This is a genomic window from Lachnoclostridium phytofermentans ISDg (assembly GCF_000018685.1).
Classification (GTDB): Bacteria; Bacillota; Clostridia; order Lachnospirales; family Lachnospiraceae; genus Lachnoclostridium; species Lachnoclostridium phytofermentans.
This window is the reverse complement of record NC_010001.1, coordinates 956,106-980,887: the sequence shown is the minus strand read 5'-3', so window position 1 is coordinate 980,887 and position 24,782 is coordinate 956,106. Positions and strand designations below refer to the sequence as shown.

The 24,782-nt window shown below is 35.2% G+C and carries 17 protein-coding genes, 1 pseudogene and 1 other annotated feature; of the genes and pseudogenes, 3 read left to right on the top strand and 15 right to left on the bottom strand.

The window, feature by feature from the left end; all coding sequences use genetic code 11:
- Positions 1 to 164 precede the first annotated feature (164 nt).
- On the top strand, positions 165 to 1,670 hold the full coding sequence (locus tag CPHY_RS04065) for a carboxypeptidase M32 (protein ID WP_012198789.1): 1,506 nt from the start codon (positions 165 to 167) through the stop codon (positions 1,668 to 1,670).
- Positions 1,671 to 1,763: 93 nt separating this feature from the next.
- On the opposite strand, the gene CPHY_RS04060 is transcribed toward CPHY_RS04065, so the two are convergent.
- The 15 genes and pseudogenes from CPHY_RS04060 to CPHY_RS03985 all read right to left on the bottom strand — a co-directional run bounded on the left by CPHY_RS04060 (position 1,764) and on the right by CPHY_RS03985 (position 22,466).
- Positions 1,764 to 2,717 (bottom strand): ABC transporter permease, encoded by a 954-nt coding sequence (locus tag CPHY_RS04060; protein ID WP_012198788.1) that lies wholly within the window; start codon positions 2,715 to 2,717, stop codon positions 1,764 to 1,766.
- Between the two features lie 338 nt (positions 2,718 to 3,055).
- Positions 3,056 to 4,144, bottom strand: a pseudogene (locus CPHY_RS04055) (ABC transporter permease); the annotation flags it as partial.
- 3 nt (positions 4,145 to 4,147) lie between these two features.
- Positions 4,148 to 5,659, bottom strand: a complete 1,512-nt coding sequence (locus CPHY_RS04050; protein WP_041703950.1) for an ABC transporter ATP-binding protein — start codon at positions 5,657 to 5,659, stop codon at positions 4,148 to 4,150.
- Between the two features lie 119 nt (positions 5,660 to 5,778).
- Entirely contained in the window at positions 5,779 to 6,942 is a 1,164-nt protein-coding gene (locus CPHY_RS04045) for a BMP family lipoprotein (protein WP_012198785.1), read from the bottom strand.
- Between the two features lie 362 nt (positions 6,943 to 7,304).
- Positions 7,305 to 7,730 carry a cytidine deaminase gene (locus CPHY_RS04040; RefSeq protein WP_041703948.1) on the bottom strand — a complete coding sequence of 142 codons (426 nt, stop codon included), beginning with the start codon at positions 7,728 to 7,730 and terminating at the stop codon, positions 7,305 to 7,307.
- A 150-nt stretch (positions 7,731 to 7,880) separates the two neighbouring features.
- Positions 7,881 to 8,546 carry a deoxyribose-phosphate aldolase gene (deoC, locus tag CPHY_RS04035; protein ID WP_041703170.1) on the bottom strand — a complete coding sequence of 222 codons (666 nt, stop codon included), beginning with the start codon at positions 8,544 to 8,546 and terminating at the stop codon, positions 7,881 to 7,883.
- A gap of 134 nt (positions 8,547 to 8,680) precedes the next feature.
- The gene (gene deoD / locus CPHY_RS04030; protein WP_012198782.1) at positions 8,681 to 9,397 is read right to left on the bottom strand and encodes a purine-nucleoside phosphorylase; all 717 of its coding nucleotides are present in this window, start codon (positions 9,395 to 9,397) and stop codon (positions 8,681 to 8,683) included.
- Between the two features lie 212 nt (positions 9,398 to 9,609).
- Positions 9,610 to 11,031, bottom strand: a complete 1,422-nt coding sequence (locus CPHY_RS04025; RefSeq protein WP_012198781.1) for a spore germination protein — start codon at positions 11,029 to 11,031, stop codon at positions 9,610 to 9,612.
- 221 nt (positions 11,032 to 11,252) lie between these two features.
- The gene (locus tag CPHY_RS04020; RefSeq protein ID WP_012198780.1) at positions 11,253 to 12,308 is read right to left on the bottom strand and encodes an FKBP-type peptidyl-prolyl cis-trans isomerase; all 1,056 of its coding nucleotides are present in this window, start codon (positions 12,306 to 12,308) and stop codon (positions 11,253 to 11,255) included.
- Between the two features lie 93 nt (positions 12,309 to 12,401).
- On the bottom strand, positions 12,402 to 14,402 hold the full coding sequence (locus tag CPHY_RS04015; protein WP_012198779.1) for a methyl-accepting chemotaxis protein: 2,001 nt from the start codon (positions 14,400 to 14,402) through the stop codon (positions 12,402 to 12,404).
- 167 nt (positions 14,403 to 14,569) lie between these two features.
- Positions 14,570 to 16,528 (bottom strand): threonine--tRNA ligase, encoded by a 1,959-nt coding sequence (thrS, locus tag CPHY_RS04010; RefSeq protein ID WP_012198778.1) that lies wholly within the window; start codon positions 16,526 to 16,528, stop codon positions 14,570 to 14,572.
- Positions 16,529 to 16,627: 99 nt separating this feature from the next.
- Positions 16,628 to 16,838 (bottom strand) — a binding site (T-box leader).
- Positions 16,839 to 16,987: 149 nt separating this feature from the next.
- Entirely contained in the window at positions 16,988 to 17,971 is a 984-nt protein-coding gene (locus CPHY_RS22400; protein WP_012198777.1) for a C-GCAxxG-C-C family (seleno)protein, read from the bottom strand.
- A gap of 193 nt (positions 17,972 to 18,164) precedes the next feature.
- On the bottom strand, positions 18,165 to 19,256 hold the full coding sequence (locus CPHY_RS03995; RefSeq protein WP_049762295.1) for an HD-GYP domain-containing protein: 1,092 nt from the start codon (positions 19,254 to 19,256) through the stop codon (positions 18,165 to 18,167).
- A gap of 148 nt (positions 19,257 to 19,404) precedes the next feature.
- A complete protein-coding gene (locus CPHY_RS03990; RefSeq protein WP_012198775.1) occupies positions 19,405 to 20,355 on the bottom strand; it encodes a S66 peptidase family protein in 951 nt (316 codons plus the stop codon).
- 182 nt (positions 20,356 to 20,537) lie between these two features.
- Positions 20,538 to 22,466 carry an ATP-dependent nuclease gene (locus CPHY_RS03985; protein WP_012198774.1) on the bottom strand — a complete coding sequence of 643 codons (1,929 nt, stop codon included), beginning with the start codon at positions 22,464 to 22,466 and terminating at the stop codon, positions 20,538 to 20,540.
- A 367-nt stretch (positions 22,467 to 22,833) separates the two neighbouring features.
- Here CPHY_RS03985 and CPHY_RS03980 point away from each other — a divergent pair, with 367 nt between their 5' ends.
- Together CPHY_RS03980 and CPHY_RS03975 are read left to right on the top strand one after the other, a co-directional pair.
- Complete coding sequence (locus tag CPHY_RS03980; RefSeq protein WP_012198773.1) at positions 22,834 to 23,862, top strand: sensor histidine kinase; 1,029 nt, start codon at positions 22,834 to 22,836, stop codon at positions 23,860 to 23,862.
- An 81-nt stretch (positions 23,863 to 23,943) separates the two neighbouring features.
- A complete protein-coding gene (locus CPHY_RS03975; RefSeq protein ID WP_012198772.1) occupies positions 23,944 to 24,681 on the top strand; it encodes a response regulator in 738 nt (245 codons plus the stop codon).
- The last annotated feature ends 101 nt before the right edge of the window (positions 24,682 to 24,782 follow it).

The following is a 24,782-nucleotide window of genomic DNA, read 5'->3' as shown; positions in this document are numbered from 1 at the left end:
CAGGTAAAAAATTTAAACTAATTCAATTTATGAATGAAAAAACAAGAGTAAAAGAATTTTCTATCTTTCACTCCGCAAGTTTGTGTCTGCGCTGTTTCCACAAACTTGAAGATATGCATTGCCTTGCAAGCAAGACAAGAAGTAGCGCAGAAATGAGGTTATAAATGAACGAAAAATATGAAAAATTAATTCCACACTTAAACAAAATGATGGCATTAGAAACTGCATTAATCTTACTGCAATGGGATACCGAAACCCTTGCCCCAGTTGAAGCCCTTGAAAATACTGCAAAAGCTGTTGGTTTATTATCAGGTGAATATTTTGATGCAATGGTAAATGATGACATTAAAAATCTATTACATGAATTATCAAAACCAGAGAATTTCGATGTCTTGGAATTCAATGAGCAAAAAATCGTTAAGAAGCTGAATAAGCAGTTAAAAGAAATGGAATGCATCCCACCAGAAGAATATAAAGCTTATAGTGAATTGACCGCAAAATCCGCTGCGATTTGGGCTGCTGCAAAAGAAAAAAATTGCTTTGCTGATTATGCTCCAACACTAGAAGAAATCGTTTCCTACAATAAGAAATTTGCTAGCTATCGTAACGATGAGAACAAAGCCCTTTACGATATTTTGCTAGACGATTTTGAAGAAGGAATTGATATGAAGCAATTGGATGAATTCTTCGCAAAACTACGTACTGCAATCGTACCTTTACTAAAGCAAGTAGTTGCTAAAAATGATTCCATAGACAAATCCTATAATTCTTTATCTTATGATATTGAAAAACAAAAAGAGTTCTGTAAATACATTGCAGAGTACCTCGGATTTGATTTTAAACGTGGAGTAATTGCAGAAAGTGCACATCCATTTACAACAAATCTACACAACAAAGATGTTAGAATCACTACACACTATTATAAAAACAATCTCGAAAGTTCCATCTTCTCTACCATACACGAGGGTGGCCATGCTATCTACGAGATGAATATTGATGATTCCTTAACTCAAACACCTGTAGGTCATGGTTCCTCCATGGGTGTTCACGAATCACAATCCCGTTTCTTTGAAAATATCATTGGACGCAGTAAAGATTTTTGGGCTCCACTGTGGGATAAATTAACTACTACATTCCCTGAACAATTAAAGAATGTATCACTTGACCAATTTATTCTTTCTATTAACAAAGCAGAGCCTGATTTTATCCGTACGGAAGCAGATGAGTTAACTTATTCTCTTCATATCATGATACGTTATGAAATTGAGAAGCTTCTCATATCTGGACAAATTGAAGTATCCGACCTACCACGTATATGGAATGAAAAGTACGAAGAATATTTAGGAGTTGTGCCTCCAACAGATACCCTTGGTGTGTTACAAGATGTACACTGGTCACATGGTACCTTTGGATATTTTCCATCCTACGCACTTGGTAACGCAATCGCTTCTCAAATCTATGCCTTTATACAAACGAAAATTGACTTTTCTGAATGCTTAAGAGAAGGAAATCTAAAACCTATTGTAGATTTATTAAGAGAACATATTCATAAATATGGTGCGACTAAGAATACCAACGAATTATTATTAGAGATGACCGGTGAATCCTTTAACGCTGATTACTATGTAGACTATCTAATAGATAAATATACAAAATTATATCAGTTATAAGTTATCTTATTGCAATCAATTTTTTAGTATCAAACAAGACAAGGAAAAGCACGTTTCATGAGCTTTTCCTTGTTTTATATAACAATAGATATTCTAGCGCTTTCCCTTATCGTAAGGAACGCCGGCTGCTTTTGGAGCCTGTGATTTCTTAGAGGTAAAGGCAAGTACAATCAAAGTTGCAATATAAGGTATCATCTTATACAAATAACTTGGAATTCCAAGCCTTGCAAGAAACGGAATTCCTGAGTAAGCAGACGCAATTGTTTTCATCAATCCAAAAAACAATGCTGCATAAAGTATACGAATAGGTTTCCATTGACCAAAAATCAAAACAGCTAACGCAAGGAAACCGTACCCAGCGACACTGGCATTAAAGTTTGTTGACGTTGGAATGACGAAAACCAAACCGCCAATACCACCAAGCAAACCTGATAGAAGAACACCTGAATATCTCATTCTGTATACACTTATCCCAACAGAATCTGCTGCTTGAGGGTGCTCTCCACAGGCACGAAGACGTAAACCAAACTTCGTCTTATACAAAACAATGGATGCAATGATTAGAACTAGAAATCCTAGGTAAGTTGTAATATAAGAATTCTGAAATAATAATTCCCCAAGTATTGGAATATCACCAAGTACTGGAACTTTCTGAATACGGAAGGTATTATCAAAGTTAATCTGCTGAACACCTTGAATCTGTCTTGCAGTAAATATTGCAAATGCTGGAGCAAACATATTTAGTGCGGTACCGGATATTGTCTGATCCGCTTTCATATGAATTGAAGCATAAGCATGAAATAGTGAAAAAATAATCCCTGCCAATGCAGCAACCAAAATCGCTAAAAGTAAGAGAGGCTGTCCACTCATTCTATTCTGGAACTTATTAATAAATAAAATACTTGCAAACGCTCCTATCGTCATAATACCTTCTAAAGCAATATTGACAACTCCACTTCTCTCGGAAAACATTCCACCAAGAGCTACAATTAAAAGGGGGATTGCAAATAACATAGTCTGTTGAAACATAAAATATACGGCACTCATTATTTGTTACCTCCTTCCTTCTTATCTTCGTTGTTATCTTCTTTTAAAGAACCTTCTTTATTATCATTTAAAGTACTTTCTTTATCCTCTCTTAAAGCACCTTCTTTTAAAGCACCTTCTTTTAAAGCAACTTTTTCAGTATCTTCTTTAAAAGCATCTACTTCGCTATCCTCTTTTAAAGTACCTACAAAATCATTTTCTAAGTCATCCTCTTTCGGTACATCCTCTCTCATTATATCCTTTTTCGTCGCTTCTCTAATTTCTTCTTCGGTATCACTTCCATAAACTGATGGTTCATTGATTGGAGTTGGTATTTGAGCACTACCTCCAGTACGTTCTTTTCTGCGTTTGCGTTCTCGATTAGAGATGAAACTTCTAACTATCATCGAGAAAGCACTAAAGTAAATAATTACTGCAATGATGATATCAATGATTTCTTTCGAATATTCAAAAAGCTGTAGGTAAAATCCACCTTGTTTGATATAAGCAATGAATATAGCCGCTAATAAGATGCCAAGTGGGTGTGATAATCCAAGTAAAGCAACTGAAATACCATCAAATCCTTCCGATGCTAACTCATCCACAACCTCAATGTATTTTCCTGAACCAGCAAGATATAATAATCCACCACCAAGGCCAGCCAATGCCCCTGAAATAACCATAGACCATATAATGCTCTTCTTCTCATTAATACCTGCGTACTTACTAGCATCACGATTAAAACCAACTGCTTTTAATTCATAACCAAAGGTTGTTTTGTCTAAAATGATATAAATAATAATAGCTACAACAATTGCAATGATAATACCTGCATTTACATAAGATCCTTTAAAGATTTGATTTAGCCCAGCTTTCGGTATGATGGCAGTAGGCGCTACCGGTTTTGAGCGATTCTCTAACATATTAAATAATGCTTTAGAATCCTTAACTGACCAGTTAACAAGATACAAACCAATATAATTTGTCATAATTCCCGCAATTACTTCATTGATGTTAGCATAAGCTTTTAATAAACCAGGAATTAAAGCCCAAAGAGCACCTGCAATAACCGAAGCTAATAAAGCTACCACCCAGTGAACGTTCCCAAGCTTTGTTACTGTAATTCCTACCACTACTGCAGCAAATGCACCAACTGTAAATTGTCCTGTTGCTCCGATATTAAATAATCCTGTTTTAAAAGCAAATCCGACAGAAAGACCGGTACAAATAATTGGTGTTGCATAGTATAAAACCATGCCAATTCCCTTGCTTCCATCCGTAAGTGCACCGGTTAAAATTGTTCTAAAACCCCCGATTGCCTGACTTGGATTAGAATACAACAGGATGAAAAAACCAACCAGAAGGCCCAGGATAATTGCAAAAATTGAGGAAATTAACCCAAAGTTTTTTCCACCGATTTTCTTTGATGAATTACCATTTCCACTCATCTTCTAAGCCTTCCTCCTTTTTGATCCAGCCATGTAAAGGCCTAATTCCTGTATCGTAACTTCCTCTGGTTTAAAAGAAGCTACAATTTCTCCCTCATACATTACTAAGATACGGTCGCTTAAATTCATTACTTCATCTAATTCAAATGATACCAGTAGAACACCGCTTCCCTTATCTCTTTCTGCTATTAGTTGCTTGTGAACAAATTCGATTGCACCAACATCCAGTCCTCTTGTTGGCTGTACTGCTACTAAAAGCTCTGGTTTACGTTCTATTTCTCTTGCTATGATAACCTTTTGCTGATTTCCACCAGACATACTTCGGCATGTTGTAATTGCTCCCTGTCCACTTCTTATATCATATTGATCAATGAGCCTCTCCGCATTCTCGCGGATAGCACCTCTTTTTAAAAATCCGCCCTTTTGATATTTCTTTGTAAAATACTCTTGTAAAACAAGATTATCCTGAACCGTATATTCAAGAACAAGGCCATGTTTATGACGATCCTCCGGAATGTGGGATAAACCATGAATATTTCGATAACGTATCGTCTTTTTCGTAATGTCTTCACCATGAAATTTTAAAGAACCACTATCGCATTTGATTAATCCAGTAATTGCTTTCACCAATTCCGATTGACCATTCCCGTCAATTCCAGCGATACTTACAATCTCTCCTCTTTTCACTTCAAAACTCACTTCATTAACCAAAGCTTTTTTGTTACCTTTTTGTTTTGAATGAACGGTTAATGTCTTTACATCCAATACGACATCTTTAGTTCTTGCAGCTTTTTTTTCAACTCTAAAATTGACCTTACGACCGACCATCATCTCAGACATTTTTTCTTTTTCCGTTGTTTTCACATCGACTGTACCAATATATCTACCACGACGTAATACGGAGCATCGATTTGCTACCGCTTTTATCTCATTTAACTTATGAGTGATAAATAAAATCGATTTTCCCTCTTTTGCAAGGCCTTTCATAATGTTCATTAACTCATCAATTTCCTGAGGGGTAAGTACTGCAGTTGGTTCATCAAATATTAATATCTCATTTTCGCGGTATAGCATCTTTAAGATTTCTATTCTTTGCTGCATACCAACAGAAATGTCTGAAACATAAGCATCAGGATTTACAGCAAGGTGATAACGCTCACTTAATTCTAACACCTTTTTTCTGGCATCTTCCATTTTAAGAAAACCACCGCTCACAGTTTCTACACCAAGTATGATGTTTTGTAGAACCGTGAAATTATGAACTAACTTAAAATGCTGATGCACCATACCAATCCCAAGTGCATTCGCATCCAATGGACCATTAATTTTCACAGTTTTCCCTTTTACTTTAACAGAACCTTTTTCTGGTTGATATAAACCAAACAAAACACTCATCAGAGTGGATTTTCCTGCGCCATTTTCACCAAGCAAAGCATGAATTTCTCCCTTCTTTAACTGAAGGGTAATATTATCATTTGCTATAATCCCAGGAAATTCTTTTGTGATTCCTAACATTTCGATAATGTAGTCCAAAGGTATTACTCCCTCCTTGTCATGAAGGAAAAGCTGTTACAACATGGTTGTCATTACCCCATATTGCAACAGCCCTCCTAATCCATTTACAAATGATCTATTTACTTAACTTCATCAATTTTGACAATAGTTACAGGTAATTTAGTTACAGCATCAATTCCTTCCACCTTCGGAGCATATTCTCCTGAAACTAATTTTGCATATACTGCACCATAATCAGCCTCTTTAAATTTCTCAAACTTTGATGTCTTTAATGGAAGACCTACACCCTCCGTAGTTACATCAAGCGTTACAATCTTACCACCTGGGAATTTTCCTTCATAAAACAAAGCAATACCATCGTATACTGATTTATTAAGCTCTTTCATAGCAGAAGTAATTACTGTAGCTGATTCTGAGCTTTGATCAACGTCAACGCCAATTACTTTACCATTGTTATCTTGAGCAGCAGCCATAACTGAGTTACCTACTGCTCCGCCACAACCAAAAATAACTTGTGTTCCGCTTCGATACCAAGAAGCTGCTGTTGTTTGCGCCTCTGGAGTTGCTGCAAAACCTCCTGTATAGTGATACTTCATATCAATTTTATCAATACCCATTTCTTTCGCTGCTGTTTCTGCACCAAGAATAAAACCATATCCAAAATGTATTACTGCTGGAACAGCCATACCGCCCATAAAACCAAGCTTTGTATAGCCTTCTTTTACAGCAGCATAACCAGCTAAAAATCCAGCCTGATGCTCCGCATAGTAAACAGCATATACGTTATCCTTAATTGTTTTGTCTTCTCCTTTTTCTGGCTGACTATCCAAGATGATAAATTTCACATCTGGATATGTAGTCTGCGCTTCGAAAACTGCTTCAGAGAACTTATATCCAGGACAAACTATTAATTTTGCTCCACCCTTAACTGCAAGTGCAATTGTATCAATATAAGCTGCAGTTGTGGCTTCTGCTGGCTGGTAATACTTATAAGTCTTATTCTTCTCAGTCGCATATTTGCTTAGACCTTCCCATGCACCCTGGTTGAAAGACTTATCATTAATCGTACCAACATCGGTTACAAGTGCTAACTCGTACCCTTCCGGTTTGTTGTTATTGTTGTTATTTGCGTTATTATTGTTATTTTCATTCGTAGCGCCATCCGTTACACCAGGAGTTGTTCCGGCATTACCATTAGGCTTTCCAGTGTCTTTCTTACCGCAACCAGCTAAAACTGCTATTGCCATGGCAAGAATTAGCATAAGAGAAATAATCTTTTTCATCACAGACTCCTCCAAAGTTTCTTTAATAGAAATACCTTGTTAAATCAGTTTTTTCTATTTGCTATCTATAATTCGCTTTTTTTGCAATTCTTATACTGTCTTTTCATAAGAATTACTTCATTTATCCCCAAATTTTAAAAGAAATTTATAATTCATCCACAGTATACGAAAGATTTATCTCAATATAGTTTGGCAACAAAAAAGCTATTATAAATCAGCAAATACTTACTACATCAGTAGAAGTATTATGCTGATTTATAATAGCATGTTCAATTCCTATGGTAACAAAATATTTTTTTGATAATTATTTTTTGGTAATTATTGTTGTAACTTAGGGAACATTACATAATGTTATTTACACCCTATTCGTCCTCTATATTTTTTGCTGAAAATCCCAATGGAAGAATATCAGCAAGTGTGTATGCACAATAATCCTCTTCAGATTTTGCTAAAATTATAATGAATTTTTTTGGATCACAAAATTCCATCATAACTTGCCTACATACTCCGCAAGGTGGACAATAATCAATAATATTTCCTTTTCTTCCTCCAACGACAGCAATGGCTACAAAATCTTTTTCTCCTTCACTGACTGCTTTAAAAAATGCTGTTCTTTCTGCACAATTCGTTGGTGTAAAAGTTGCATTTTCAATATTACAACCAGTGTAGATTTTATTCGTTTTTGTCAGTAATGCAGCTCCAACATGGAAACTAGAATACGGTGCATAAGAACGTTTCAACATACCAATTGCCTCTCTAATGAGATTCTTGCATACTGAATCGTTCATAATTTCATCGGAAGGTAATTGGTCTGCCTTTATTGGCACTAACTCTCCAGCTTGCCTACAAGCTGGAAATGTAAATTCCATATTATTATCCTCGTCCTTCATGATGTGCACGCCCTTTCAATTATAATTTTTTTACAAGCCCACTATGCATTAATAGCCGTTTGCAGACTCATTTTTTGCTAATTTGACGATGCGACTTGTACCTAGACGGGAAGCACCAAGTTCTATAAATCTTATTGCATCATCAAAAGAAGTTATGCCTCCAGCTGCTTTCATCTTAACATCTTTACCTATATGCTTTGAGAAAAGCTCAATATCTTCAAAAGTTGCTCCTGCTGTAGAAAATCCAGTGGAGGTTTTGATATAATCCGCACCGCTTTTCGTAACTACATCACACATTGCAATTTTTTCTTCTTCTGTAAGAAGACAAGTTTCAATAATTACTTTCAGAATCTTATCTCCACATGCTTTCTTAATTTGGCGTATCTCTTCTAGAACTTCGTCAAACTTACCATCTTTTACATCACCGAGATTTACTACCATATCAATCTCATCTGCTCCGTTATCAAGAGCTTCCTTAGTTTCCATAACTTTTACATAGGTTGTATTATAACCATTTGGGAAACCAATAACTGTACATACGGCCATACGCCCATCAACATATTCTTTTGCACGTTTTACAAAAGAAGGTGGAATACAAACTGATGCAGTCTGATAGGTAATTGCATCATCGCAGATTTGCTTAATATCCTTCCATGTAGCAGTCTGTGTTAGTAATGTATGATCCACTGTTTTAAAAATTTCTTTCTTCTCCATCTTAACATCCATTCCGCGCTTTAGCGCCATATTATAACGATAAATAGTTACACATACATAGAGTCATATGATGCTTCACTTATCCTCTACATGTTCCGTAGAAGATTAAGAAATTAAAAACTATTTTATTATTCTTAAGCAAGTTCTAAAGCAATTTCCATCATTTCTCTAAAGCTTACTTGACGATCTTCTGCAGATAGACTTTCTCCAGTATAGAGGTGATCAGAAATAGTTAAGATACATAGCGCATTCTTTCCTGCTCTAGCAGCATTCATATACAATGCAGCAGCTTCCATCTCAACACATAAAACGCCCATCTTTTTCCATAGATTGGAAGAGTTCTTATTATCATCGTAGAAGATATCGGAGGATAAGATATTACCTACAACAACATTTGTATTCTGGGATCTCGCTGCATTAACTGCCTTTTCAAGCAACTCATAACTAGCAATTGGTGCAAAGGTTCCTGGTAATTCATACTGAGAAGCAAAATTCGAATTCGTACTTGCTCCCATACCAATTACTACGTCACGTACATGAACGTTGTCAGAAATACCACCAGCAGATCCAATACGGATTATGTTATCAACATCATAAAAGTGATATAGCTCATAAGAATAGATGCCGATTGATGGCATACCCATTCCTCCACCCATAACAGAAATTTGCTTTCCTTTATAGGTTCCTGTATATCCAAACATATTTCTTACTGTATTAAAACATACCGGATTTTCTAAATAAGTTTCTGCGATAAATTTAGCACGTAATGGATCTCCTGGCATTAAAACTGTTTTTGCAATCTCTCCTGATTTCGCTCCGTTATGTGGGGTTGGTACTGGTGCATGATTCATAATAATTCCTCCATTCTATCTTTTAGGATACGATAAAAACAATTAATATAACTTTATTTTTATCTTATTCATGACAAGGAAAAGCTCGCTAGGCGTGCTTTTTCTTGCTTAGATTTTTATTTTAGTAAAAACAAGAAAGTTTTCTCTTTTCTAACTTATTTTAACATACAATCTGTCCAATTGCAACTTGGTACCCTTGCATCGAAATAATACTAAACACGTTGATTCTTACTGTTTGGTAAGGTCACACGGAAGAACCTTCGCAGTAGATTTTTTGCATTAAATGGTATCAGCGGATAAAGATAGCTCCTACCAGATACTGTCTTATTAAAGGAAACACAAACAATAACTAAAATAATTCCTACTCCATACCCCCATATTCCAAAGATTGCTGTGAGTATTAACATGATCATACGTAAAAACTTGAGCGCATAGCCGAGTTCAAAGCTAACCTGTGTATAATTTGCTAGAACAACAAATGCCATATAAAGCATCGCTTCCGAATTAAACCAACCAGAGCTAACCGTAAAATCACCGATAATTACTGCAGCAACCACACTTAAAGGTGTACTTAACATACTTGGAGTATTTACCGCAGCCAGTTTAAGTCCATCGATAGCGAGCTCTAAAATCATAAACTGCCATATAAGAGGCAGATTCATCGGATCTCTCACTATGATAAATTCAAATCCCTTTGGTATCCATTGCGGATTATCCATGAATAATAAAAAGGTTGGGGTCAATATCAAGGCAATTAGACTAATAAGCATACGAGACAATCGTAAATAAGTGCCTGTAATTGGTGGGAAATAATAATCATCTGTTCCCTCTATAATATCAAATAAGGAGGATGGAATTATCATTGATGCAGGAGAATTATCTACTAGAATAACTATGCTACCTTCTAAAATACAGGCAGCAGTTGTATCTGGTCGTTCCGAGTATTTGTATTTTGGAAAGGGGTTAAACCAGCTACCGCGATATAATGATTCCGCTAAACTTTCCTGATTCATAGATAAAGAATCTATCTTAAGATTTTCAAGTTTTGATATAATCCTGTTTAATAATTTTTCATCGATTCTACCATCCATATAGGTTACAACAACATCAGTTTTCGAACTCTCACCAACCTCCATCAACTTCATCACCAAATCGTTACTACGAATTCGACGACGTATTAATGCTGTATTATATACGATTGTTTCTACAAAACCATCTCTAGAGCCCCGTAAGACCTTATCTTTTTCTGGTTCCTCCACTCCTCTGGCTGGATAAGTTCTGGCGTCAATAGCTATAACCTCATCAAAACCGTCAATAAAAATCAAGGATATACCCGAGAACAAGTACTTTAAAATTGCTTTTTCTTCTTTTAATATATCGATTTCAATATAACTAATATTGATTTCTGCATATTCCTTCGCATTTTTAGGAAATTCTTCTATCTCTGTCTCTAACTTTAACAGCATCCTTTGTAAGGAAGTATCATCTACAAAACCATTAATAAAATATAAACAAGCCAACCTTCCACCTGTCTGAAAGGTTCGGCATAGGATATCAAAGCTTTTATCTACCTTGAATAATTGGTTGAAGTAATTCATATTTGCATGAATATCCTTACCTAGCTGATATGACATCTTCTTCACTCACTTTCGCATCTACTTTTCCTACTATAGTTTGCCAATATCAAGTAGAAATATGTAGAAGCATATAAGAAAAAGCTTGAATTTCTATGATCGCTTTCTCTCATAGAAATTCAAGCTTATGAAATCAACTTTGGTGGTAACTTACTCCCCCTCTTGTTGTCTATTCTTCAGGTTGTTTATTCTTCAATGGTTGTTTGTTCCTCAATGATTGTTTATTCCTCAATGGTTATTTGTTCTGCAATGAAAGCTTGAACCTTGTCCCAAAGAAGAGCTTCTTTCACGGTTTCTTCTCCAAATGCCTTTAAGAATTCTTCGTTGTTGTTATAACCGTACTTTTTTGCATATTCTGTTAAACTTTCTTTATACTCTTTCTCAGATAATGTAATATTCTCTGCTCTTCCGATTGCATCCAATAACATTTCCTGCTTTAATACTAACTTAACATATTCCTCAAAGGTAACACCATAATAGGTGTTCAAATAATCTTTAAGTTCCATGTTCTGGACCATTGCCATAATTTTAAGCTTTTCTTCAAGCTCCTTGCTCTTATTCTCTACTGCACCTTCTGGGTATCCAGAAATCTCAGATGCGTCAGAAACGATTTTCCAAGCTCCAGTCTTTTTATCTTTTTTAATTTCTTCCAGTTTTTCTTGCTTTATCGTAGGAACTAATCCCTCTTTGTACTCAGCTACTGTTTTTGAATCAGAGATTTTTTGTACAAATTCATCATTAATTTCTGGCATTACAAGTTGTTCTACTGATTTTATTAACACCTGAAAAGAAGCTTCTTTTCCGATAAATGCCTTCTCTGAGAAAGTATTTGGAATAGTGATTGAAAACTTTGTAGTCTCTCCTGCATACATTCCTGCTAAGTTATCTGTAAATCCATCCATGACGTATTCACCATTGCCATAGATAAATTCAAAATTGTCACTTTTGAATCCATCATTTTCTTTACCGTCAATCGTACCTGTCATCTGAACTGTAACTTTATCGCCTTTTGAAATCGGACGATCATCATTTTTTACATAAGTACTATTTTGTAATTGAACCTCATGAATTTTTTTCCCTATATCGGTATCAGTAACTTCAAATGTGTCTACAGATACTTTAATATCCTTATAAGAGCCTAAGGTTACATATTTCGTTGTATCTACATCCTTATATCTACTATATGTTTCAAAATTAATCTCTTCGTTCTTTTTGCACCCGGAAAATACAAGGGTAACTCCTAGCAACGCAATCGCAAGTATTCCTCTTTTTTTCATATCCTCCATACCTTTCTTTACATAGGTTTTCGAATCTACTTTATCATATTTGAAGGATATTTACAATGTAAATACTTACATTTCACTGTTTCTTCACAATTCATTATTCACTTTAAAAAAGTCTAATACTTCCTGTAATTTCAATACCATCTTTGTTAAATCCTCTGATTTTTCCTGACTTTGCATTGCATTCGATTTCACCCATTCTGTATGCTCTAAAACAGCCTCACTCATGGTAAACATCTGTTGGCTAGCAGCTGATTGCTCTTGTGTAATCGCTACCAAGTTTTGACTCACACCTTCAACTTCACCAATATGGATCGTTACAGTATCCACCTCTTCTTTCACCGTTTGAACTTTCGAAGTAATCTGCTGAAATGTCCTCACGGAATTCTCAATCGTTTGTTTGCTTTCTTGTATCGAAAGAACACAACTCTCTGTTTTTCCTTTCATCACCTTCACCAGATCTACGATACCGTCAATTACCTGTTTCATACGTACCACGCTATCCGCACTGTTTTTTGCCAAGGCGTTAACCTCCATTGCTACAACTTGAAACCCTTTACCGTCCGTATTTGCCCGAACTGCTTCAATTGCTGCATTTAAGGATAACAATTTTGACTGCTCTGCGATTTCCTCCATAGACTCTACCATGCTACGAATACGTCTCATATACTGATGCACCGATTCTACGGACTCTGATAAATTCCCCATATTGTCCTGGATATTTTTCATCGCTTCGCCCATAAGTTCAATTTCCATCTGGCCAGAATCTGATATTTTTACCATTTCTTTCAGATTCTGATTCATCACTTCCGATTTTTCACGTACGGTTCCAATATCAGCCGCTAAAATATTTGAGTTACCCACAATCTCCTCAACGCTTTTCCCAAGATCTAGGAGGGATTCCTGCATTTGCTTCATCGAATTATATTGAGAAGTACTGGTGCTTGTTAGCTGTAAACTCATCCTACTACTATTATCTGATTGATGTTGTAATAGTTCTACAATTCGATTAAGTTCTAAAATCATATGAGTCATCACATTACGAAAACCTTCTACAGAATTAATCATAACCCCCATCTCATCACGACTGTCAATTGTCATTCCCTTAGTAAAATTCCCATCCGTTATCGTTTCCATATAGGAAGTAACTTTTTTTAACAGGCTTGTTTTATGGCTAATATATCTCACAATGAAAAATAAGGAAAGAATTACGATAATGCCAACAATAACAATTACCTTTAAAATGACTTCCTTTACCTGAGAAAGTATTACTTCTTCTCTTGAAACATAGCTAACTAATGACAAATTACAATAGCTAATTGGTGTAACTGTTGCATAATAATTCTCCGATCCATCACTGACGAGAGTGGTACCATATTCCTTCTCTCTCACTTTATGTATGAGGTTCTGTAATAACTCCCCCTCTATATCAACCCCTTTTGATATTACCTCCCCGGTCATAGTATTCGTTAGAATTGTCCTCCCTTTTCCGTTTAAGAACGATATTTCACTAACGTAGTCTATTAATATCTTCATTGGAATATCTGCTGCCATAACCTTTTTAATGAGTCCAGTGGATAAATCTATGGAAGCGGTGACTACAAATTCCTTGTTACTCTCTTTTACATATGGGAATCCATAAGAGAAACCATTCGTATGACTTAACCCCTCTACAAACCACTGTTCTTCTTCTATCTTATCTCCATTACTATTTTCTTCACCTGCTCCATCTGCATAAAACCCATCACTTGTCGCATAATAGAGCCCTTCTGGATAAAGCTCATTACTTCCGTAAGTGTTTTGAAACAACCTCTTTAATTGTGCTTCTGTCAAATAACTATTCTTAATACAAAGTTTCATAGCATCTAATTCTTTTAGTGTCGAGCCTAAAAAGGAATCCATGGATGCAGCATTTCCTTCCGTAGTATATTCGATAACTTCTTTTGTTCTCTCTTCCACTATTTCTTTCATGCTGTTTAAGGAAACAAAAAGAGTAATTCCAATTACGGTTACTATGATTGGTAGTATTAAACCTAAAAGTCTCCCCTTCATTCCAAGTCTTACTTTCACATTCTGATTTGTTCTCAAAAATCGAATACCTCCTCTATCTTGTGTGAATATATAATAAAGTAATCTTACTGCACTTATGAGAAATCAAAATGTTATTTATGTAAAAATAATAAGTAACATAGAAGAAAGAAAGAGAGTAAACAAGAAATTAAAAACTTCCTGTTTGCTCTCTTTAAAAGTGTATATTATTCTTCTGTTACTTCTATTTTACGAATTTCCTTAGTTCTGATCTCTTTGCAGATTGCATCAACGAAATCACTAACCTTCTTTTGTCCTTCATCTCCAAGGTAGCGGCTTCTTACAGAAACTAAACCTTCTTCTGCTTCCTTTTGACCAACAACTAGCATATAAGGTACACGATCTAATCTAGCTTCACGGATCTTATAGCCAATCTTTTCTGCACGGTTATCTACAGTAACAAGTACCCCATTGTCAAGAAGCTCTTTTTCTACCATCTTAGCATAGTCACTGTACTTCTCAGAGATAGGTAAGATACGAACTTGCTCTGGACATAACCAAGTTGGGAATTTACCAGCGTATTTTTCAATCAACCAAGCAAGTGTTCTTTCATAACATCCCATACTTGTTCTGTGAATAATATATGGACGTTTCTTCTCACCATTTGCATCGATATAAGTCATATCAAAACGATCAGCAAGGAACATATCAAGCTGAATTGTAATCATGGTATCTTCTTTACCATACACATTCTTAGCCTGAATATCAAGCTTAGGACCATAGAATGCAGCCTCTCCGTCTTCTTCTGTGAAGTCGAGTCCAATATGATTTAAAATATCACGCATCATATTCTGAACCTTATTCCAAGTCTCTTCATTACCAAGATATTTACCCTGGTTATTTGGATCCCATTTGGATAGACGGTAAGTTACATCATCTGCTAAACCTAAAGTAGTTAAACAGTATTTTGCTAAATCCACACAACCCTTGAATTCCTCTTCTAGCTGTTCTGGTGTTACGATAAGATGACCTTCCGAAATTGTAAACTGGCGAACTCTTGTAAGACCATGCATCTCACCAGAATCCTCATTACGGAATAGTGTTGAAGTTTCACCATAACGACAAGGCAAATCACGATAACTCTTTTGAGACTGTTTATATACATAATACTGGAATGGACAAGTCATAGGACGAAGTGCAAATACTTCTGCATTCTCATCCTCCTCATCACCAAGAACGAACATACCCTCTTTGTAATGATTCCAGTGATCTGATATTTCATACAAATCTTTCTTAGCGAGTAATGGAGTCTTTGTTCTCATATAACCACGACGTTCTTCTTCATCCTCAATCCAACGTTGAAGAGTTTGAATCATCTTTGCACCCTTAGGCATTAAGAGTGGTAAGCCCTGGCCAATAACGTCAACAGTTGCAAATAGCTCCATCTCACGACCAAGTTTATTATGGTCTCTCTTCTTAATATCTTCTAAATGATTTAAAAACTCCTCAAGATCTGCATTTTTTGTAAACGCAGTTCCGTAAACACGAGTAAGCATCTTATTTTTCTCACTGCCTCTCCAGTAAGCACCGGAAGAATTGATTAACTTAATCGCTTTAATATTTTTTGTACTCATGAGATGTGGTCCAGCACAAAGGTCTACAAAATCTCCCTGAGAGTAGAAAGATATTACGGAATCCTCTGGTAAATCACGAATTAATTCAACCTTATATGGTTCCTCTTTCTCTTCCATAAACTTGATTGCTTCTGCGCGGGGAAGTGTAAATCTTGTGATTTCAGCGCCTTCTTTAATAATTTTCTTCATCTCCTGCTCTAATGCATCAAGAGCTGCACGATCAAAAGGAGCAACATCAAAATCATAATAAAATCCTGTGTCAATGGATGGTCCGATTGCTATTTTTGCATCTGGATATAATCTCTTCACTGCTTGTGCAAGTACATGAGAAGTTGTGTGACGATAAGCAGCCTTACCACCATCATCGTTAAATGTTAAGATACTTAATTCTGCGTCTTTTGAAACTTCAGTACGAAGGTCAACTACTTTTCCATCAAGTTCAGCTGCGCATGCCATTCTTGCTAATCCTTCGCTGATATCTTTGGCAATATCAATAATTTGCATAGACTCCGAATACTCTTTTACAGAGCCATCTTTTAATGTAATCTTCATAATATCCTCATTTCTGGTGCTTTAGCGCCTTTTATAATTACAATAATTTTGTTCACTGAATATAAAAAAACTCGTCTCTTTCGATTACTTAACGTATTCGAAAGGGACGAGTATCACTCGCGGTTCCACCCTTATTGGACATAAAAGCTATGCTTTGATATCCCGGCTTCATTCGATGGTAACGGAATCACCGGGCCGGATTAGGGCCACTCCGAGGTAGTCTTCAATTGCTTCTGCATTAGAATACTTTCAGCTACTGTATTCCTCTCTGAAATACTCCACAATTTACTCTTCTCATCAACGTATTATCTCAATAAATTGTTAAAAATCAAAAAAGTCTTTTCTTTTTGTTATTATAACATTTCCATTTAAGTTGTCAAGACGCTATGCCATGGAAATTTTTTAAACTATACTATGGAGATTTTTAACAAGAAAATAAACATTGCAAACCTTTCCTTATCAAAGCTTAAGTTCCATTACATAATCATCCATGACAAATCCATTACCGATATCAGCTACCTGTGTTCTTATGGTTTGAAACCCTTTTTTCTCATAAATATGAATTGTATCATAGTTATAACGGTTAACAGTAAGCCAAATTGCTTGTAGCCCTCTTTCTTTGCAGAGTTCTTTTAAAAACTCAAATACATGGGAAGCATATTGATTTCCTCGGTATTTTCTAAGAATATACAGCTTGCTTAAAAACAATTTACCCTCTTCCGGGTGGATCCCCGTATAACCGACTGTGATTCCATCTACAACAATAAAATAGTATTCGTAGCCCGAACACTTTATCTGTTCTGTCATTGCCTTGACCGATTGGAACTTATCTACCATATAATCAATTTGTTCTAATGACAATATGGTTGAAAAATGCTGATGCCAAACTTCATTCGCAACCTCTGCTAATTCTTTTATGGACTCATCATCTTCTACTCGTACCATCTGGATTTTTGTCTGAACCTTTTTTGAATCTTTTGTTTCTTGAAATAATTCTTTTTCTAATATATCCACTGCATCACCTACTAACAAGGCACAAGGCCTTTTTTCATAATACTGCTCTGTTCTTGCTTCTGGCTTAGTATCGATAAATGCTTTCTCTGAACCCTCCTGATCAAGTCCAAGCAGCTCTCTACAGATAATAGAACCTTTCTTTTCACGAAATTTAGCAGCTAACTTCTGTACCATATCATAATTCTTTTTCTTTCCTTCGGCATCCCCTCCATCGATTGCTCCTGTCTCTAGACCAGCTACCATCGACATGCCAGAAACTGCTCCGCATACCTCTCTCATTCTTCCCATCCCACCACCAAAAGATGAGGAAAGTTTCAATGCCAAATCCTTTGGGATTTGATATTCATCGTTAAATACAGCAAAAACTGCTTGCGAACAGTTATAACCTTCCTGAAACAATCGAATTGCTTTTTCTCTTCTGCTCTCCATAATATTCTCCTTATACAGTAACTTTTAGTATGCAGAAATAAAAAGTAGGAAAAATGACTTTTATTTTATACCTATTGCATAAAAAAATAAAGTAGGATAATACCTTTTGTATTACTTTTAAATACAAAGTAAATAAATTCCTTTTATTTGCATACAAATAAACTTACAGTTAAACAGCTTTATTTTACACTAACTAAATCACTGCTTCAATTCGTAAATCTTTATGCTTCGATAAATCAATAAACTCATTATCAACCTTAATTACAGGTCTTGATAAACTATCTTTGTTAAGTAGAATGATTTCTCCTTTTTGATTGTTACTTAGTTTCACAGTATGGTTAATATAAATTTCAGCTATCTTTTGAATCAGTGGAATCAAGTATTTTACATCGTACTGTTGCTTTCCTTCTTCTTCAAATAATTTTATTACATCAAACGGACAGATTGCTCCTCGATACACCCGTCTACTCGTCATTGCATCATATACATCAGCAATTGCGACAATCATGGAAAACGGATGAATATCATTTCCATATTTACATAAAGGATACCCGTTTCCGTCATAACGTTCATGATGTTCTAATGCAGCCAAACGAATTCGCTCATCCATCTTATGATTTAGCAGCAAAAGATAACCTTGTTCTGGATGATCTTTTACAATCTCGTACTCCTCTTTTGTTAAAGGACCTGGTTTATTTAAGATTTCTTTTGGAATTACTAATTTTCCAACGTCATGCAACAATCCGCATATGGTTAGAATTTTAACCTCATGTGGGGGAATTTGCAACCATTCACCAAATACATGGCAAATTAATGCCACATTGATGGAATGTATAAATGTTAAATCATCATGTTCATGAATACAGTATATCATCTCAAGCAGATGAAATTTGTTCTTACTCGTGCGTATAATCTTCTCGACTTTATGTAACAACTGCTGTTCTGGTACCTGGTTGCTGTATTGCAATAACAGATTTACAGAATCTTTGATTTCCATCATAGCGTCATCATAGGTCTGTTTAAAATTCTTAAAGTCCTCACTCTGCTTAATTCGATTATAATAACTTGAATCAGAATATATATCTTCTTCGCTCTTGTAAATAAAAATACTTTCAATGGTATAGAACATCATCTTAGCAATCATATTTGGTAGTAACTTGGTACCCTTAACCAATATTAACTGGTCATTGCGTGAGTAAATATCACGAGCTATAACCATGCCTGGCACTACTTGTGTGATAGGAATGTGTATCATTTTCTCGGATTGCGTTGCATCGGTAATCAAGAATAATACCTCCTTCTTCATTGCAAAAGTAATTGTAATATTTTGGTAATTCAAATATACCATAATATAATCATTTTTGCAATTGTTGCATACACAATACGTAAGAAATTTTGTTATTCCCACTATTTTCTTAACTTTTCGTCTAAAACTATCGATAAAAACAGATTTGTTTAAGATTGGTATCCATCGTGCAAAACGTTCCAATCGGTAACGTCGCTGTAGGAAAACTATGTCCACATGCTAAATTCGATAAGACTGGCTTCTTAAACTGACAAAAGAAGTCTTGAAATAGTTCATCAACACCATATTTACTATCGTATGGATTCGTGCAATCTGTAAAATCACCCAATAAAACTCCTTTAATCTGCCCTATAATACCAGTTAGCCAAAGTTGATCAAGCATACGTCCAATTCTTGGAACCGTCTCCCCAACTTCTTCAAGAAATAAAATCTTTCCTCGAAAGTCAGGTGCATAAAATGTTCCAATCTGACTAGTTATTAAAGATAAATTCCCACCAACTAAGAGTCCTTCAGCACAGCCTTCCCTCACTACTGTAAGTTCCCTTCCCTTAGGATTTTGAAAGGTAAGTGACTCTCCCATAAATAACGCTCTCCATAACGACTCTTCGGTATAAGGATCAAAATGCTGCAAGAAATTAGATGCTACCATAGGACCATGAAAGGTGATGAATCCACATAACTGAAAGAATGCGGATAACAAATTTGTAATATCACTATAACCAACAAATATTTTAGGATGTTTCCTAATCATATCATAATTTAAAAGATTCATGATTTGGCTACTACCATATCCACCTCGAATACAGAAAATAGCTTTTACCGTATCATCTGCAAACATTCGATTGATATCCTCTGCCCGTAGACAAGCATCACCTGCAAGGTAGCCGTTTAACTCACACCAACAACTCCTACCTAACTTAACATCAAATCCGAGATCTTGCATAAATTCAACACTTTTCACAACCTTTTCTTTCGTGGTAGGAGAAGAAGGACAAACAAGTCCAATGGTATCTCCTCTTTTTAGTTGGTCGGGAAAAATTAAATGCTCTCTACTTGTGTTAACGCAATTCTTCTCCATAGTTATAACCTTATCTTTTCAATACTGTTAGTTAGATAATATGCAAACTTATTACTCCTATGCTTTCTCCTTTTCTTTTCTATTTCTTTTAATTTAAACAATTTCATTTTTATTTCTTTTCCATTTCCTATTTCAAATTATTATTATTTCTTTTCCTTTTCTTTCACAGGTCATTCCTTTAATTAATTATTTAACTTATTTGAATTATCTTTTTCTTCCCCCTCCGTGATTTTAGCACTAGTAACCTTACTTTCAAAAAATAAAAACTGATCAATAGCATCTAAAATATCTGCAAATGTTTCTCTAGGAGCTAGTTCAATATAACGCCTTAGTATCTCTGTTAATGCATCTCCTTTATATCGTCCATAGTAGATATCAAACAGATTATGGCCACGTACGTAGATTTTAATCAACTCAAAATTTAGTTTTAAATCGTCTTTGGTTTTAATCTTACATCCAGTTTTTTCTGTCATATTCTTTACACTAGATAGTCGGTACAAATATTCCTTATACTTTTCAAAAAGTGTCTGATAGAATGCGTCCTCACTTTCTACAACACCAATTGCTGACATAATAGAAGGTTCTAAAAAATAATTTTCAAAGGAATAGTACTTTAAAATCAATACATTTCGTTCTCTCACTCGAGGAAGAATATCAATATCTTCCCTTCCCCTGCTTCGGTAATAATTGCATAACTGCGCTTTTAATTCCTTCGGATTAAGCCCATCGCCATCTCGTATCATCATAAACTGATCCTTAAGGTATAGTTTATTAATGTATTTTAAATTGGCATAGGTCTTTATATTGGTACAACTATTGGTTGCAATAATAGCTACTCGTTTTGGTAACCCATTCTCATCAAAAATCTCAGAATAGTATTTATTTAGTAACAACGGAAGTCTACTGCTATCTTGCTTGCCTTCTACAATGAAAACAAAGCTTACGTTCATTAAATCGTTTGCTGAATATCCCAAATCATTTAAGATTTCATCAATATCCGTATCCTCTTTTACAGTAGTATCATAGTTTTCATCCAATATGACCTGCTTAATCTGCCTAGAATTAAACGTAAACAACAGATTAGGAGAATGGGTTGAGAATATTACTTGATTTTTTTTCGATAATCGATAAAGAATTTCGCTGGCACTTTTTTGAAGTTGAGGGTGCAAATAAGCCTCTGGATCTTCCATCATGATAATACTTGGTATACTATTTTGCTCTGCAATATAAGCTTCTAATAAAGATAAGATATAGATACTTTTCGTACCTTCACTCATCGTAGACAATGGTCCAACCGTATTTCGCTCGTGATTTAATACAACTGTATTCATCTGAAAGATTTCATCGATATTAAAATTCATATCATAACGAATTGATTGAGCTCGCTCATTATTTCTGCGAAAGCAATCATTAACTTTCTCTACAAAGGAATCTAAATTCCGATGATAAAGTTTATATTCCAATAATTTTGCTACTTCAAAGATACTTAGCTCTTCTGGCTTCTTTTTCTCAATAATGCCTATACATTGAAAACAATTCACACATTTCTTTGCACTATCAAACATACAAACATTATCTCTAAGGCTTACAATAGCATCCTGTCCTTGGGCAAGGAGGATATCTCTTTGAATCCCTTCAATATTTCTTTTATGATCGATATAATGTATCTTTGGTAAAATCTTGATTAGATGAGGATTGTGCTTTGAAATTCCATCTCCATAACGCACAATTCCTCCCTTATTTGCAGTAAAACTAACAAATAGACGAAAACTATCTTCCTCCTCTAAAGGCTGAAAACTAGGAACTTTTTTGCAAAAATCATTATACCAAGAGTCATATCTTTTATATTTGCTTATTAAGCCACGGTCATGAAATGATTTTAGATCCTCTTTGGTTACCACATAAGAGATGTCTATTCTGATATTTCCATCTGATACAATAAAATCGGAAGGCTTTATCTGATAGATTCCAGAGACAGCCAAAATAGCATCCAAAATAACCGTTTTACCTGTACTGTTTTTTCCCACGATAATAAAAGCTTTTTCAATATTGGTCATTTGAAGTTTTCGTATTGATTTAAAATTTTTAATAGAAATTTCTTTAATCTGCATAAACAACTCCAATCTTTCATACTTCCAAACATGCCTGCTCAGTAGTAAGCCGTGTGAATTTTAGAATTTCTTAGGCAGCGTTTTTTGGTGCCTTAGAAATTCTTTTCACACTCCCCCTAGCGCTTCTGTGTTTTTTCTATTATACTTCTTTTATGAACATTCTGCACGATAAGTATAAAAGATTGTGAAAAAGTCTGACAGATAGGTCATCTGTACGAATACTTTTAAATTCTTAAAGTAACACTTGATTGTTCCCATATTATGTTATACCCTAACACTAGTAATATGTGTCGATTAAAGTGCATTAAGAGAAAAGGATTTTCCTAGAAACTTATGTGCTAATAAACAAATCACACAGGAGGATAAAATGAAGCATTTACCAGATTGGCTAAAAACAATTGTATTTCTAGCTATCGCTACCCTTTGCTCATTATTGTTTCATTTAATTACAAATAATACAGCAAACATTGCAATTGTTTATATGCTTTCCATAGTTTTAATAACCAAATATACCGAGGGATATCGTTATGGTGTTATTGGTTCTGCTGTAGGTGTCATTGGGGTAAACTATTTCTTTACTTTTCCTTACCTAGAATTAGATTTCACTAGGACAGGTTATCCAATCACTTTCCTTGGTATGCTTGCAATCTCATTTATTACAAGCACTACCGTTGTAAATTTACAAGCGCATCAACGTTTAAATGCTGATGCTGAAAAGGAAAAAATGCGTGCTAATCTCTTACGCGCAATTTCTCACGATCTTCGAACTCCTTTAACAGGTATGATTGGTGCAAGTGCTACTTACATTGAGATGAAGGATAATCTTACCGAAGAAGAGAAAGATGAACTTATTCTCCACATTCATGAAGATTCCAATTGGCTACTTCATATGGTAGAAAATCTTCTATCCGTTACTCGTATTCACAGTAATAATACTACTGTTACGAAAGTTAGCGAACCTGTAGAAGAAGTTGTCTCAGAGGCAGTCATGCGTCTAAAAAAACGTTATCCGAATGCCAAAATTCTAGTTAAAACACCAGATGAATTTCTAATGGTACCAATGGATGCAACGCTGATAGAGCAAGTTATGATTAATTTGCTTGAAAATGCCTATAAATACTCTAAGAGTAAAAAACCGATAGAATTAACTGTTACAAAAGAACCAAACTTTGTACGCTTTTCCATTATGGATTATGGAGTTGGTATAAACAAAGATACGATTTATAATTTTTTTGAGGGAAACACTGCAACAAAAAACACAAGCAGTGATTCCACCAAAGGGATGGGTATTGGGTTATCCATATGTAAAACCATAATCAGAGCACACGGAGGGGTAATCGAGGCAAGCAATCACTCAAATGGTGCTAGTTTTACTTTTACTTTGCCACTGGATTAAACAGGTGAATAACAAAGGAAGAAGATTCTATTGTCATTTTGGAAAACTCAATAGGATTAAAACGAGTAAGGAGGGTATTACATGAAGAATACTACCATCTTGATTATCGAAGATGAACAAAATATTTGTAACTTTATAGCAACGAATTTAAATGCTTATGATTATAGGGTACTAAAAAGCTTTACTGGTGCAGAGGGTCTATCTATCATCACATCCCACTGTCCAGATTTAATCCTACTGGATTTAGGCTTACCAGATATCGACGGAATGGAGATTATATCGAAGATTCGCTCTTGGTCAACTATTCCAATTATTGTTATTTCAGCACGGACTCAAGAAAAGGAAAAAGTTCAAGCTCTTGATTTAGGTGCGGATGATTATATTACGAAGCCTTTTGGTACCTCAGAATTACTAGCACGTATCCGTACCGCTCTACGTCATAATGCAAGTTTGGAATCTGGTAAGAATTTTCCGCCATCTATCTTTCGCGCCAAAGATTTCGTAATTGACTTTAATAAGCACATTGTAATGGTCGGAGGAAAAGATGTACATTTAACACAGATAGAATTTAAACTTGTTTCTTTGCTTGCTAACAATTCTGGAAGAGTTATGACCTATGATTCCATTATTACAAAGATATGGGGACCCTATGCAGATCGAAATAACCAGATTCTTAGAGTAAATATGGCTAACATCCGTAGAAAAATTGAGGCAAATCCTGCAGATCCACAATATATCTTTACTGAGGTAGGAATCGGATATCGTATGATTGATGAAGAGCCGATGCAAACTACTGAAGACGAAACTATAGATAGTTAAGACAAGAAAAAGTACGCTTCTTTGAAACTAAGGGAACGTCGCAAAATAGCTGATTCATAGCTATAGAGCGAGGTTCCCTTGTTCATTTAAGGCAAAAAGGA

Coding starts and splice junctions, on each gene's coding strand:
- CPHY_RS04065 (WP_012198789.1), top strand. CDS start 165: ATGAACGAAAAATATGAAAAATTAATTCCACACTTAAACAAAATGATG.
- CPHY_RS04060 (WP_012198788.1), bottom strand. CDS start 2,717: ATGAGTGCCGTATATTTTATGTTTCAACAGACTATGTTATTTGCAATC.
- CPHY_RS04050 (WP_041703950.1), bottom strand. CDS start 5,659: ATGTTAGGAATCACAAAAGAATTTCCTGGGATTATAGCAAATGATAAT.
- CPHY_RS04045 (WP_012198785.1), bottom strand. CDS start 6,942: ATGAAAAAGATTATTTCTCTTATGCTAATTCTTGCCATGGCAATAGCA.
- CPHY_RS04040 (WP_041703948.1), bottom strand. CDS start 7,730: ATGAACGATTCAGTATGCAAGAATCTCATTAGAGAGGCAATTGGTATG.
- deoC (WP_041703170.1), bottom strand. CDS start 8,546: ATGGAGAAGAAAGAAATTTTTAAAACAGTGGATCATACATTACTAACA.
- deoD (WP_012198782.1), bottom strand. CDS start 9,397: ATGAATCATGCACCAGTACCAACCCCACATAACGGAGCGAAATCAGGA.
- CPHY_RS04025 (WP_012198781.1), bottom strand. CDS start 11,031: ATGTCATATCAGCTAGGTAAGGATATTCATGCAAATATGAATTACTTC.
- CPHY_RS04020 (WP_012198780.1), bottom strand. CDS start 12,308: ATGAAAAAAAGAGGAATACTTGCGATTGCGTTGCTAGGAGTTACCCTT.
- thrS (WP_012198778.1), bottom strand. CDS start 16,528: ATGAAGATTACATTAAAAGATGGCTCTGTAAAAGAGTATTCGGAGTCT.
- CPHY_RS22400 (WP_012198777.1), bottom strand. CDS start 17,971: ATGGAGAGCAGAAGAGAAAAAGCAATTCGATTGTTTCAGGAAGGTTAT.
- CPHY_RS03990 (WP_012198775.1), bottom strand. CDS start 20,355: ATGGAGAAGAATTGCGTTAACACAAGTAGAGAGCATTTAATTTTTCCC.
- CPHY_RS03985 (WP_012198774.1), bottom strand. CDS start 22,466: ATGCAGATTAAAGAAATTTCTATTAAAAATTTTAAATCAATACGAAAA.
- CPHY_RS03980 (WP_012198773.1), top strand. CDS start 22,834: ATGAAGCATTTACCAGATTGGCTAAAAACAATTGTATTTCTAGCTATC.
- CPHY_RS03975 (WP_012198772.1), top strand. CDS start 23,944: ATGAAGAATACTACCATCTTGATTATCGAAGATGAACAAAATATTTGT.